This is a genomic window from Buchnera aphidicola (Hyalopterus amygdali) (genome assembly GCF_964059015.1).
GTDB classification, from domain to species: Bacteria; Pseudomonadota; Gammaproteobacteria; order Enterobacterales; family Enterobacteriaceae; genus Buchnera; species Buchnera aphidicola_BN.
In genome coordinates this window covers 379,563-393,929 of sequence record NZ_OZ060383.1, presented here as the reverse complement: position 1 = coordinate 393,929, position 14,367 = coordinate 379,563, and the positions used below count along the sequence as shown (strand labels likewise).

The 14,367-nt window shown below is 23.6% G+C and carries 12 protein-coding genes; 3 read left to right on the top strand and 9 right to left on the bottom strand.

What is annotated here, in order from left to right:
- Positions 1-21: 21 nt before the first annotated feature.
- From AB4W74_RS01840 to pyrD, 3 genes are read right to left on the bottom strand one after another with little or no spacing between them, the layout of a single operon-like run.
- Complete coding sequence (locus AB4W74_RS01840; protein ID WP_367681771.1) at positions 22-1,773, bottom strand: ATP-binding cassette domain-containing protein; 1,752 nt, start codon at positions 1,771-1,773, stop codon at positions 22-24.
- 20 nt (positions 1,774-1,793) lie between these two features.
- The gene (rlmKL, locus tag AB4W74_RS01835) at positions 1,794-3,896 is read right to left on the bottom strand and encodes a bifunctional 23S rRNA (guanine(2069)-N(7))-methyltransferase RlmK/23S rRNA (guanine(2445)-N(2))-methyltransferase RlmL (protein WP_367681770.1); all 2,103 of its coding nucleotides are present in this window, start codon (positions 3,894-3,896) and stop codon (positions 1,794-1,796) included.
- A gap of 60 nt (positions 3,897-3,956) precedes the next feature.
- The gene (gene pyrD, locus AB4W74_RS01830) at positions 3,957-4,967 is read right to left on the bottom strand and encodes a quinone-dependent dihydroorotate dehydrogenase (RefSeq protein WP_367681769.1); all 1,011 of its coding nucleotides are present in this window, start codon (positions 4,965-4,967) and stop codon (positions 3,957-3,959) included.
- Between the two features lie 271 nt (positions 4,968-5,238).
- On the opposite strand from pyrD, the gene pncB reads away from it, so the two are divergent.
- The 3 genes from pncB to AB4W74_RS01815 all read left to right on the top strand — a co-directional run bounded on the left by pncB (position 5,239) and on the right by AB4W74_RS01815 (position 9,135).
- A complete protein-coding gene (gene pncB / locus AB4W74_RS01825; protein WP_367681768.1) occupies positions 5,239-6,435 on the top strand; it encodes a nicotinate phosphoribosyltransferase in 1,197 nt (398 codons plus the stop codon).
- 69 nt (positions 6,436-6,504) lie between these two features.
- Positions 6,505-7,905 carry an asparagine--tRNA ligase gene (gene asnS / locus AB4W74_RS01820; RefSeq protein ID WP_367681767.1) on the top strand — a complete coding sequence of 467 codons (1,401 nt, stop codon included), beginning with the start codon at positions 6,505-6,507 and terminating at the stop codon, positions 7,903-7,905.
- Positions 7,906-8,028: 123 nt separating this feature from the next.
- Positions 8,029-9,135: a porin gene (locus AB4W74_RS01815; protein ID WP_367681766.1), complete on the top strand. Its 1,107-nt coding sequence runs from the start codon at positions 8,029-8,031 to the stop codon at positions 9,133-9,135.
- A 503-nt stretch (positions 9,136-9,638) separates the two neighbouring features.
- On the opposite strand, the gene AB4W74_RS01810 is transcribed toward AB4W74_RS01815, so the two are convergent.
- The 6 genes from AB4W74_RS01810 to acpP all read right to left on the bottom strand — a co-directional run bounded on the left by AB4W74_RS01810 (position 9,639) and on the right by acpP (position 14,308).
- Positions 9,639-9,986, bottom strand: a complete 348-nt coding sequence (locus AB4W74_RS01810) for an HIT domain-containing protein (protein ID WP_367681765.1) — start codon at positions 9,984-9,986, stop codon at positions 9,639-9,641.
- Positions 9,987-10,070: 84 nt separating this feature from the next.
- Positions 10,071-11,504: a PTS glucose transporter subunit IIBC gene (ptsG, locus tag AB4W74_RS01805; protein WP_367681764.1), complete on the bottom strand. Its 1,434-nt coding sequence runs from the start codon at positions 11,502-11,504 to the stop codon at positions 10,071-10,073.
- A gap of 58 nt (positions 11,505-11,562) precedes the next feature.
- Entirely contained in the window at positions 11,563-12,342 is a 780-nt protein-coding gene (locus AB4W74_RS01800) for a TatD family hydrolase (RefSeq protein ID WP_367681763.1), read from the bottom strand.
- Between the two features lie 37 nt (positions 12,343-12,379).
- Positions 12,380-13,390: a DNA polymerase III subunit delta' C-terminal domain-containing protein gene (locus tag AB4W74_RS01795; RefSeq protein ID WP_367681762.1), complete on the bottom strand. Its 1,011-nt coding sequence runs from the start codon at positions 13,388-13,390 to the stop codon at positions 12,380-12,382.
- A complete protein-coding gene (gene tmk / locus AB4W74_RS01790) occupies positions 13,366-14,004 on the bottom strand; it encodes a dTMP kinase (RefSeq protein WP_367681761.1) in 639 nt (212 codons plus the stop codon). The genes AB4W74_RS01795 and tmk overlap by 25 nt, the downstream gene beginning before the upstream one ends.
- A 64-nt stretch (positions 14,005-14,068) precedes the next feature.
- Complete coding sequence (gene acpP / locus AB4W74_RS01785) at positions 14,069-14,308, bottom strand: acyl carrier protein (RefSeq protein ID WP_367681760.1); 240 nt, start codon at positions 14,306-14,308, stop codon at positions 14,069-14,071.
- Positions 14,309-14,367 lie beyond the last annotated feature (59 nt).

Genomic DNA, 14,367 nt, shown 5'->3' with positions numbered 1-14,367 from the left:
AATGTTTTTTTAAAAAAAATTTTATAATTTTTTTTCTAAATTTTCCCAATATGTTATTGTACTTTCTAGTTTTTTTTCTTCTATATTAAATTCTTTTAATATTGGTAATTGTTGCAGAATATTTTTTTTAAAGAAATTGGGTTCGTTCATTTTAATTTGTAACTTTTTAATGTTATTTTCTATTTTTTCTATTTTATTTACTGTTTCTTGAATTTCTTTTTTTATTTTCAATGTATTGCTATTGATTTTATTTTTTTTTAATTTACATATTTTTTCCTTTTTTTTGTTTTTTTCTTTTTTAAATTCATTATATGAACTAAAATGTGTGTTAATTAGTCCATCGCCTTTAAAAATCCAATATTTATTTACAGTATTTTCAATAAAATTTCTATCGTGACTTACTATAAAAACAGTTCCTGAATATTTAATAATAATATTTTCTAACAATTGAAGAGTCTCTAGATCTAAGTCGTTTGTCGGTTCATCAAAAATTAAAACATTACTTGGTTTTAAAAATAATTTTGCTAATAATAATCTATTAGCTTCCCCTCCAGATAAAGTTTTTACTAAAGATTTTATTTGATTTGATTTAAATAAAAATTTTTTTAGATATCCTATTATATGCTGTTCTTTTCCATTTAATATAACTTTTTCTCTTCCGTGATTAACGTTTTCTAAAATAGATTTATTAGAATCTAGAATAGATCGGTCTTGATCAAAATATGCTATTTTTAATCCCTTTCCAGAATGAAGAGAACCTTCATGAATTTTATTTTCTCCCATAAGTATTTTTATCATTGTACTTTTTCCAGATCCATTATTACCTATTAGTCCTATTTTTTCACCATATTGTATTATTGAAGAAAAATTTTTAATAATAATTTTCTTCTTAATAGAGAAATTGATATTTTTTAATTTAAAAATTATTTTTCCTGGATAACTTTTTATTTCATTGATTTGAATATCACTAAAATTTTCTATTTTTTTATAATTTTCGTTTTCTTTTCGTAATTTTTTTAAATTTTTTATTCGGCCTTCATTTCGAGTAGCACGAGCTTTAATTCCTTTTCTAATCCATGTTTCCTCTTTTTCTAAATTTTGATCAAATAATTTTTTATTAATTTTTTCAATGTGATTACGTTCGTTTTTCAATTTTAAAAATTCTTTGTAATTACCTGGAAAAGATGTCAATTTTCCTCTATCAAGATCAATAATTCGAGTACATATATTTTGTATAAAAGATCTATCATGCGATGTAAATAATATTGATCCGGAAAATTTTTTTAGGGAATTTTCTAACCATATAATTGTATTAATATCTAAATGATTTGTAGGTTCATCAAGTAATAATATATCAGGATTTCTTAATAATACTGAACCTAATGCAATTTTTCTTACATATCCTCCAGATAGCTCTGAAAGTAAAGAGTTTTTATTAACCTGAAATATTTTAATAATTTTTTCTATTTCTATTTTTTCGTTAATATTTATTTCTTTTTTAAATTTTTTTTTAATAAAATCGTATATAGAAATATTTAAATTATTTATATTTTCTTGTTTTAAATAAGATATTTTTATATTTTTCTGATAAACAATAGAACCATAATCTAAATCTTGTTTTTTATTAATTATTTTTAGTAAAGTTGATTTTCCAGCTCCATTTTTACCAATTAAACTGATTCGTTCGTTTTTTTTTATATAAAGAGTAGCTTTATTTAATATTTCTACATCACAAAATGATAAAGAAGCATCTTGCATACTAATGAGCGACATAAATTTCTCTTTTTTTAAATTTATAAAATGTGTGTTACATTCCAAGAATGATAGTTTTTTTTTGAAAAATCTTTTGATTTTACTAGATTAGTAATTTTTTTAGCATGTAAATTTATATTTTTTATATCGTTATAATTAATTTCAAAGTTGTTTACTGAACTTGAAAAAATAATATTTCCATTTTTACGTAAAATTTTTTTTAGATTTATAAGTATATTAATATAGTCTCTTTTTAATTCAAAACATTTATCCATTCTTTTAGAATTTGAAAAATTAGGTGGATTAAAAAAAATTAAATCAAATTTTTTATTAGTTGAAATAATCCATTTTAAACAATCTTTTTGAATAAAATAATGTTTATTTCCTATTAAGTTGTTAATAGACATATTACGAATAGACCATTTTATATAGGTTTTAGATATATCTATAGTTGTGGTGCTTTTTGCATTTCCTAATCCTGCATAAACGCTAGCAGTACCAGTGTATGCAAATAAATTTAAAAAATCTTTTCCTTTAGACATTTCACCCAATAGTTTTCTTACAAGACGATTTTCTAAGAATAAACCAGTATCTAAATAATCCACTAAATTTACTAGTAATTTTGTATGATATTCTTTTACTATAAAAAAAGTATTTTTTTCAAAAAGTTTTTGGTATTGTTGGTTATTTTTTTGTTTTTTCCTGACTTTTATTACTATATTGTTTATAGAAATAGATAATATTTCTTTGCTATAAAAAATAGCATTACATAATCTTTTATGTGCTTTCTTATAATTTATTATTTTTGGTGCTTGGTATTCTTGAATTACAATCCATTCTTTATAAACATCTATAATAATTTTATAGTTCGGTAAATCTGCATCGTATATGCGAAAACATTCTATTTCTTTGTAATCGGTCCATTTTTTTAATTCTATAATATTTTTTTTTAATCTATTTTTATAATCTTCTATAAAATCTCTATCATTACATATATTTGAAAATATTTTATATTTTTTTAAAATATATTCTAATGAACTATTTTTAAAGAAAATTTTTTCGTATGATTGCATTTGTAAAAAACTTAACAAAAATTTTGAAGAACTTAATATTGCTAATTTCCAATTTTTAAAATATTTTTTTGATATAAATCCCAATTGAACATATAAAGATATTAAGTTACTTTCAGTATTATTTTTAGATTCACAAGGAGGATGACTTATTATGATTCCATGATTTTTTTCATTATACGGATTTTTAAGATTATTTAAGTTACACGTTGAAAAATTAATAATAGTTTCTAAATTTGCTTTAATTGCATTTTTTTGAGCTATCTGTATAATATTTGAATCATAATCATATCCTATGTGATAATTTTTAAAACAGTTTTTTATACCTATTTTAAATCTTTCTTGTGCTTCTTTTAAAACTTTCTCCCATATATTTTTACGATATCCTTTCCATGATTGGAATCCCCATTTTTTTCTGTCCAGTCCAGGTGCTTTATCAGAAGAAATCATTGCTGCTTCGATGACTAGTGTTCCTGATCCGCACATTGGGTCTATTAGTGGGATATTTTTTTTCCATCCTGACGTTAATATAATTGCTGCACTTAAATTTTCTTGAATAGTAGTATTTTTAGAAAACAAACGATATCCTCTTTTATATAATGCATCTCCGCTAAGATCTAACATAATGTGTATCATATTTTCGACGGAAAATAATACAACAAGAAGATCAGGATTAATAAGATTTACTTTAGGACAAGTATAATATTTCTGATAAAATTGATTAAAAATGATATTTTTTATTTTTAATGACATTAATAAATTTTTTTGAGTATTGTTATTGATATTTTTACAAACAACTGAAAAATTTTTTTCTGAATTTAATATTTTAGTCCAATTAATTTTACGAATATGTATATATAAATCATTATTATTTTTTATTGTAAATTTTTTAATACATAAAAAAACTTTTGTGGCAATACGACTCCATAATAAACTATTATATAGTGTTACATCTGTTCCTTCATAATAAATACCACCTGTTATTATTTTTAAATTCTTAGCTCCCAAAAGAAATAGTTCTTTTTCTAAAAGTTTTTCACATCCAAAAAATGTGCTAGCAAATAAGTAATTCATTTTTTTAATTTATTATTATGATTATTTTAAAATAGTTCTTTTAAAAATAAATTTTATATTTTACAAATTTTTAATTATTTTTGTAATGAGTTTTGGTCCGTGATATATTAATCCAGAATATATTTGTATTAAATGAGCTCCAGATTGAATTTTTTCTTTAGCAGAACGTATAGAATTTACCCCCCCAACTCCAATAATAGGTATTTTTTTTTTAAGGTTTTTATATAGTATTGATATTATATCAGTGCTTTTTTTTTGTAAAGGTAATCCGCTTAATCCTCCTTTTTCTAGACTATTTTTCATTCCATATACAGATGAATGATCTAATGTTGTATTAGTTGCAATAACTGCATCTATTTTATATTGAATTAGTTGATAGCAAATATAAATTAATTCATCTTTTGATAGATCTGGAGAAATTTTAATTGCTATTGGTACATATTTGGAATATTTATGATACATTTTATTTTGTTTCTTTTTTATTTTATCTAATAAATCATTAAATAATGCACCATACTGTAGTTTTCTTAAATGAATTGTATTTGGTGAAGAAATATTAATAGTAATATAACTAGCATAAGGATAAACTTTTTCTATACAAATCAAATAATCTTTTACTGCATCTTCAATTTTTGTATTTTTATTTTTACCTATATTTACACCAATTATTCCCTTAAATTTAGATTTTTTTATGTTATTTATTAAATAGTCTATGCCAAGATTATTAAAACCCATTCTGTTAATTATAGCTTCTGCTTCAGGTATTCTGAAAATTCTAGGTTTGGGATTTCCATATTGAGGAATTGGTGTGACTGTTCCTACTTCAATGAAACCAAATCCTATTGTAGATAAAGAATCTATATAATCTCCGTTTTTATCCAATCCCGCTGCTAAGCCAATTCTATTCTTAAAAATTAAACCCATACATTTAATTTTTTTTGATGGAATAGGTTTAATAAACATTTTTCTTATAATTTGAAAATTTTTAAGATTGAAGAATTTTAATGTGAGTACATGTGCTTTTTCAGGATCAATTAAAAATAAAAGTTTACGAATTAAATAGTAAAACATTATAATCCCTTGTTGAAATAAATGAAGAATTTATTCAAAATTAGAATATTAATTTATGTAATATATAAATATATTTATATATTTTTTTTAAATAAAATAAAAAATTTGAAATAATTTTAATTTTTAATAAAAAGATATTTTGTCAAAAATTGATAACTTTTTTATTTATGTTATATTTTTACATATATTATGATTAATTTTTATTATTTTTTTAATATTTTATATAAGAATAATTATTCTATAAAAAAATATATTAAAAAACAGATATACTATGAAACGATATAATCATCCAATAGTTAAAACATTACTTGATACTGATGCATACAAACTTCATATGCAACAAGCTGTTTTTTATCATTACAAGAATGTAAATGTAGTTGCTCAATTAATTTGTCGAGGACCTAATATTTTAGGTTGTTATTCAAAAATATTACTAGATCAAATTAATATGATGTCTTCTTTGTCTCTCAGTCATGAAGAATATCTTTATATGACATCTTTTCCATTTTTGAAAAAAGAATATTTACACTGGTTAAAAAAATTTCGTTATAATATTACACAAGTAAAAGTAAAAAACTATCATGGTCAATTACACATTCAGATAAGTGGATTGTGGAAAGAGGTGATTTTATGGGAAGTTCCTATTTTGTCATTAATTAGTGAAATTTTTCATAGAAACCGTTATCCGAATATTACTTCTAATTTTGCAGTGCAACATTTAGATAAAAAATTGACAGAATTTTTTCAAAAAAATTGTCATGTAGATTTATCTCGTTTAAAAATTGTTGATTTTGGAACAAGAAGACGATTTTCTTATAATGTACAATACTCAATTTTAAAAAGATTAAAAGATAAATTTCCTTTTTTGATTGGTTCAAGTAATTATCATATATCGCGTATTTTAAAATTACTACCAGTAGGAACGCAGGCTCATGAATGGTTTCAAGCACATCAACAAATTAGTTCTAATTTACGAGATAGTCAAGTATTAGCATTAAAAAAATGGTTGTGTCAATATAACCAATATTTAAGTATTGCTCTTACAGATTGTATTACTATGGATTCTTTTTTACGCGATTTTAATTTATTTTTCTCTAAATCTTATCAAGGCATAAGACATGATTCAGGAGATCCAGTGAAATGGGGTGAGAAAGCACTTAATCATTATGAGCGTTTAGGAATTGATCCTACTACTAAAACATTATTATTTTCAGATAATTTAAATTTTAAAAAGATTATATCTCTTTATAAAAAATTTAATAATAGAACAAATGTTGTATTTGGTATTGGAACAAAATTAACTTGTGATATTCCAGGTGTTGAACCATTAAATATTGTAATTAAATTAGTTCAGTGTAATGGCAAACCAGTGGCTAAGTTATCTGATAGTCCAGGTAAAACTTTTTGTTTAGATAAAGAGTTTATGAATTCTTTGTGTAAAGAATTTAATTTACCATTAAAATTTTAGTTCAAACCATCTACTTTAATGTATTTCTTTTTAATAGACTTGTCAAAAAGAAGATATAAGGAAAAAGTTATGAGTGCAATATCAATATCAGAAATTTATAAAGATGGTATTATAGTAAATACTTTAATTACTATATCTGGATGGGTGCGAAGTTGTAGAAGTTCAAAGTCTGGTTTTTCTTTTATCACAGTTTATGATGGTTCATGTTTTGATTCTATACAAGTTATTGCAAACAACACTTTGTGTAATTATTATAAAGATATAATATATTTAACTATTGGTTGTTCTATTGAAATAAGTGGGAAACTTATTTTATCTATCGGAAAAGAACAAAAATATGAAATAAAAGCAAAAAAAATTAAAATATTAGGATGGATTAAAAATCCAGAGACTTATCCTATATCTGCAAAAAAACACAGTATAGAACATTTGAGAGAATTTGCACATTTACGTTCTAGAACCAATTTAATTGGAGTAATTGTTAGAATACGAAATGAGATATTTCAATCATTACATCATTTTTTACATAAAAAAGGTTATTATTGGATTCCTACTCCTATTATTACTTCTCTTAATACAGAGGGTGCAGGAGAAATGTTCCGTGTTTCAACAATAGATATGAATAATATTCCTAGAAAAAAAAATGGTTCCGTTGATTTTAAAAAAGATTTTTTTGGCAAAGAATCTTTTTTAACTGTTTCGGGACAACTGAATTTAGAAGCGTATGCTTGTTCTTTATCAAAAGTATATACTCTTGGTCCTACGTTTCGAGCTGAAAATTCTAATACTAGTCGTCATTTAGCAGAATTTTGGATGCTTGAAGTCGAATCGTCTTTTTTTAATCTACATCAAATATCAACATTTGCTGAAGATATGTTGAAATATATTTGTAAATGCGTTTTAAAAAATTGTATAAAGGACATTAAATTTCTTAAAAATTATATTGATAGTGATATAATTAATCGTCTGGAAAATTTTGTGTCAACAGAATTTATACGTATAAATTATATAGATGCTATAAATATTTTATTAGATTCTTGTTATCCATTTAAAAATGTTGTTTCTATAGGATGTGATTTAAATTCTGAGCATGAACGATATCTTGTAGAAAAACATTTTAAATCTCCTGTAATAATAACTAATTATCCTAAGGAATTAAAAGCATTTTATATGAGATTAAATGACGATAACAAAACAGTAGCTGCAATGGATTTATTAGTTCCAGGGATTGGAGAATTAATTGGTGGATCTCAGCGCGAAGAAAGAATTACAGTTTTAGATTTACGTTTATCAGAATTAGGTTTAAAAAAAGAAAACTATTGGTGGTATCGAGATCTTCGTCGTTATGGTACCGTTCATCATTCAGGTTTTGGAATGGGTTTTGAGCGTTTAGTAGCTTACATTAGTGGAATGTCAAATGTAAGAGATATTATTCCATTTCCACGCACTGTGAAAAATGCTAATTTTTAATTGGTTTTTTATTGAAATTATTTATTAATTTAGTATTTTTGATAGCGAAAAAATTTAAAAAACAAAGTTTATTTAAATTTATTTTGAATAAAATTATATTTACTAATAAGGTAACTTAAAATTATGAAAAAGAGTAAATCTTTAGCAGTTTTAATACCAATTTTATTTGCTGCTAGCGGTTCAGCAAACGCTGTAGAATTATTTAATAAAAATGGTAACAAGTTAGAATTATATGGTGTTGTTAACCCGAATCATAATTTTTCTAATAAATTTTTATCTACTGAAATTACATCTAAGGAAGATAATACAAATTCTATTTTAGGATTAGCAGGAAAAATAAACATTACTGATAAATTGTCTAGTTATGCAAAAATCGAATATAAAACTGATTTTTTTATGCCAGAAGATTTAATAGATAAACAACAACCTAATACCGTTCGTTTAGGTTATGCTGGTTTAAAATATGGTAATTGGGGATCAATAGACTATGGTCGTAATTATGGTATAATTCATGATGCACAATCTTTAATAAATCATGTTCCATATATCAACAATAATAGTGTATTTGGATATAATGATAACTATATGTTAGGCAGAAATAATAGTTTACTTACTTATAGAAACCACAATATTTTTGGCATGATAGATGGTGTTAGTTTTGCATTACAATATCAAGATGAAAATAAAAATAGATCCTCTAAGCAGCAAAATAGCTCTGGTTGGGGCGCATCATTAAAATATGAAAGCGATTCTGGACTAACTGCAGTGGGTTCTTGTTTTACATCTGATAGATTGCCATCTGATAAAAAAGATTTAAAAAGTAAGTCTGTAGATTCATATGGATTAGGTTTTAAATATGACGCTCATAATATATATATTGCTGCTTTTTATGGTGCTGCACGTAATTTAACACCTGATCCTGCTAATAGTAAGAATTATATTAACACAACAGAAAATATTGAAGCAATTGCAGAATATAATTTTGAATCTGGATTTCATCCTTCATTAAGTTATTTAGATTCTAAAGGACATAATTCAAATGATGAAAATTTAAATGAATTAAATCTATCTAAACAAATTAATATTTCTACTCGTTATGAATTTAACAAAAATGTTTCGACATATATGAACTACCAAATTAATTTGTTAAAAGATAGCAATACGTTTGTTCAAAAATATAAGATTCCTACAGATAATATTATTGGAGCTGGGGTAGTTTATCAATTCTAGTATTATTTAGAAAAAAAATCTTATTTTTTATAAATTTTTAATATTTAAATTAAGAATAAGAACTTTCTACTGATTTATAAATAAAAAATTGATTTAAATATCAGAAAATTTTTATATTTTATGTTTCAGTAGAAAGCAATATTTTTATAGTACAAAAAGTCCCTTGTATTTTTTGACAAATATAAATTTTAAAAAAAAGATAGTTTTATGCATTAATAATATATTTATTAACATAATATCTTGAATTTTTTTCTATAACATTATTAATATTTAATGCATTATTATTTAATTTAGTGTTAATTTTTTTAAAATTGATGATCAATTACATTAATTAGTTTTTAAGAAAATACTATTTTTTTAATAATTTAATATATAACAACTTTTTTTATGTAATTTTTAGAATTAAAAAAATTATCTTTTTAAAAAACATCTATTTATAAAATATAAATAATATTAAATTTTAATAAATTAACATTTGTAATTTTAAAAAAATTGATATCTTTTCAATATAGTGCTTTTAGTTTTTTCCCTCCTAACAAATGAATATGTAGATAATTTATTTCTTGTCCTCCATTTTTATTGCAATTCAGTATAATTTTATATCCATCTTGACTTATTTTCTTTTTTTTCGCTATTTTTATTGCAATATAAAACATATGTGAAAAGATATATTTGTTTTTTTTATTAATTTCATTCGATGTTTCTATAAAAATATTGGGAATAATTAATATATGTACAGGTGCTTTCGGTTTTATATCTTCAAATGCAGTTATTAGTTTATCTTCGTAAATGATTTTTGCTGGTATTTCTTTTTTTATTATTTTTTTAAAAATTAAATGGTTATTTTTCATAAAATACTTTTGTTTTTTATCTTAAAAATTACGATGTAATAAAATTAATACTAGGGCGAGTCGAATTTTGCTCACCCATCACTTTTATGTATTTTTTATATATTCATCTATTGCTGTTTTTATATTTTCGGATCTAGTGCCAAAAACAGCTTGTACTCCCGATCCTGCAATAAATACTCCTGCTGCGCCGAGATTTTTTAAGCTATCTTGATTTATTTTTGATGTTTCTACAACTGTAATTCGCAATCTAGTAATACATGCATCTAAATTTTTTATATTATTTTTACCACCTAATGCTTTAATGATATATGGCGCTAATTCAGTGTTATTTTTAAATAATATATTTTTTTTATTTTCTTCTCGTCCTGGTGTTTTTAAATCGAATGTAGTAATTAAAAAATAAAATATACCGTAGTATAAAAGACCATAGCAAATACCAACAATTGGGAAAAGAAGTATTTTATTACTGTGTCCACTTAAAACGATAAAATCTATAAATCCATGAGAAAAACTTGTGCCAGCACGCATATTTAATAAAATACATAATGGAAAGGATAATCCAGCTAAAATTGCATGAATAACATATAGTATTGGAGCTACTAATATAAAAGAAAATTCAATTGGTTCTGTAATTCCTGTTAAAAAAGCTGTTAAAGCAGCAGAAATCATAATACTTCCTATTTTAGATTTATTTTCTTTTTTAGCTGCATGCCAAATTGCTAAGGCTGCTCCTGGAAGTCCATACATTTTAAAGATAAAACCTCCTGATAGATTTCCAGCAGTTATATCTCCTGCCATATATCTTGCAATGTCACCATGAAAAATTTGTCCTATAGCATTTTTATATTCTCCAATTTGCATTTGGAACGGAACATTCCATATGTGATGTAAGCCAAATGGTATTAATGCTCTTTCTACCACACCATATAAAGAAAAAGCAATAATAGGATTTTGATAAGCAGCCCATTCAGAAAAAATTTGAATTTTATATCCAATAGTTGGCCAAACAAGAGATAATATCAAGCCTATAAATATTGAAAATAATCCTGAAATAATAGGGACAAATCTTTTTCCAGCAAAAAATCCTAAATATTCAGGTAATTGAATTCTATAAAACTTATTAAACATATATGCAGAAATCAAACCAGCTATAATTCCTCCTAATATGCCAATATCAGAAATATTATTATTTTTTATTTCATTTATGTGCATGTTTAATACAATTGGTTCAACTACCGATAATGTTTGAATGAGTATACTATAAGCAACAACGGCAGCTAATGCAGCCACGCCATCATTATTACTAAATCCAAGAGCTACACCAATAGCAAAAATTAATGGCATATTAGAAAATATAGCACCCCCAGTTTGTGCCATAATCTGAGAAATAGTTTCTGGTATTAAACTAAAATGAGCGGATCCTATTCCAAGAAGTATTCCTGCAATGGGTAATACCGAAACAGGTAACATGAGTGATTTACCAACCTTTTGAAGGTTTGCAAATACATTTTTAAACATATTAAAAAAACTCCTAAGTATATGTAAGATCTCAAATTAATTAAATAATATATTTATATTAAAGATTTAAATTAAATAATTTAAAAAAATTATTTGTAGTAATTTTTGCTAATTCTTCTAGATGTATTTCTTTTATAAAAGCAATTTTTTTTGCTATATCAAGTAAATATGCAGGTTGATTTTTTTTTCCTCTATGTGGTACAGGAGATAAATATGGTGAATCTGTTTCTATTAATAGTTTTTCTAATGGTATTTTTTTTAATGTTTTACGCAGATCTATTGAATTTTTAAAAGTGATAATTCCAGAAAAAGAAATATAAAATCCCATTTCTAATAATTTTAGTGCTGATTCTTCGCTTTCAGTAAATGAATGTAAAATACCCCCACATTTTTCTGCATGTTCTTGCTTTAATATTTTTATTGTATCTTTTATAGCATTTCGAGTATGTACTATAATTGGTTTATTCAATTTTATTGCAATTCTAATGTGTTCTCGAAAAAATTTTTGTTGTATATTTTTTGTTTCAGCAGAATAATAATAATCTAAACCTGTTTCTCCTAGTCCTATAACACGTTTAGATAAAGATAGTTGTTCTAATTGACATATTTTTTTTATTTCCTTGTGACAGTGTAAGGGATGAACTCCACAAGAATAAAAAATAGATTTATATTTTTTTAATAATTTTTTTGATTTTTGAAAATTATCAATTGAAGTTGATATTGTTAAAAATTTTTTTACATAATTTTCATCTGCTCTTTTTAATATTTTTTCAAACTTATCTTCTAATAAACAACTATTTAACTGATCAAGATGACAATGTGAATCAATTAAGAACATGACTTTCTCTCTTTAATATAAAAAAATTATGCAATATTTAGCATATAACTGTGAAATTTAAAATTTTTTCCCAAAAAAGTAATTTTTCTAATAATAGTAATTCACTATTAATACCAGTTTTATGCGATAGCATATATCGACATTTTATCCAATTTTTTATGCTTTTATTTAAAGTGACATTGTTATATTTATTAGAAATAAAGTTAATTAATTTTATTTGATCAAAGTTAATTATTTTTTTTCTTATATTACAATTAATTTTTATAGCATCAAATAATAACAGGCATATCCAGTCTATTTTAATTATTGTTTTGCTTTTTTTTAAGATTGGTAATATTTGAAGTAGATTGTTCTCTTTAATAGATTTATAGAAAAATTTATATAATATTTTTCTTTCTTCCCATAATCCTTCATTAATAAAATTATTAGCACATATAGGTGATCCTTGTTGAATACGTAATGCAATTACATTTGAAATTTTTTCTTCTTTATTTTTATTTTTTAACCATTTTAAACTATCTTTTTCAGTAGGAAGCGACAATCGGTATAAAAAACAACGACTTTTTAATGTAGAAGGTAAATTTAAGTAATTATAATTTACAAGAAAAAACCAATTTTTTTCTGGAGGTTCCTCTAAAGTTTTTAATAGTGCATTTATTGCTGATTCTGTAAATTTGTGAATACTTGGTAAAAAAATGACTTTATTTTTTCCTTGTTGTGCACACTTAAATATTTTTTCATTTATTATTCGAATATAATCGATACTAAAAATATCATTTTTTTCATCAATAATATTGTGCCAATCCGGATGGTTTTTTGCTGACATTAATTTGCATCCATGACATTTATCACAAAAATGAATTCCTATTGGTTTTAAGCATAACAGCCATTTGCTAATAGACCAAATTAATTTAAAAACCCCCATCCCCCTTTGGGTATTAATTAAAATCGCGTGATGTGCTTTGTTTTTTTGGTGCTGTTGAATAATTTCTTTATATGGTTTTATTAACCAAGGATATAATTTCATATGACTTTTTTGTGAAGCCATTTTAAAATTTGAAATTTTATGTTTTGAGTAACAGAATTAATATTTAAATTAGCATCTATTTTTATAACTTTTTTATCTGATTTTATATTTTTTAAGTAACTTATCCTTGTTTTTTTAAAAAATTTTAAAGATCGATGTTCAATTCGATCTAATTTTTTTCTTTTTAGCGCTCTTTTTAAACCAATTTTAGGATGTACATCTAAATAAAGAGTTAAATCTGGCATCAAATCTCCTAAAAATAAAGATGTAAGTTGTTGAATTAATTTTTTTTTAATTCCAAGTCCTCCACCTTGATAAGCAAATGAAGATAAATCATGACGGTCTGAAATCACCCATTTCCCCTGTTTTAGCGCTGGTTGTATAATTTTTTTAACTAATTGTATTCTTGCAGCGTACATTAGCAGTAATTCTGTTTCTTTTTCAAATTTTTCAATTTGAAATTCATTTTTTATTAATTTTCTTATTTTTTCAGCAATAGGCGTGCTTCCAGGTTGACGTACTAATACAACATTTCGTATATTGTATTCTTTTAATGTCTCTTTGACAAAGAGACATGCATGAGTTTTTCCAGCACCTTCCAATCCTTCAATCACAATAAATTTATTTTTCATCATTATTTTTTTATATGTAATCTTAATTATATATTTTATTAATAAGTATTAAAAAAACAAGATGGATTTATTTTTTACATTGATTTTTAATATAATCAATAGATTTTTGAACTGTAGTTATTTTTTCCGCGTCTTCATCTGATATTTCAATATTAAATTCTTCTTCTAATGCCATAATTAGTTCTACGATATCTAGAGAATCAGCACCAAGATCTTCTAAAAAGAATGCATTATTAAATATTTTTTCTATTTTAATATCTAGTTTTTTTGAAATTATTTTTTTTATTCTTATTTCAATATTATTCATTTTAAATTTCTCTTTTTTTAACTTTTATTGTATTAACAATATAATTTTTAGAAAAAATT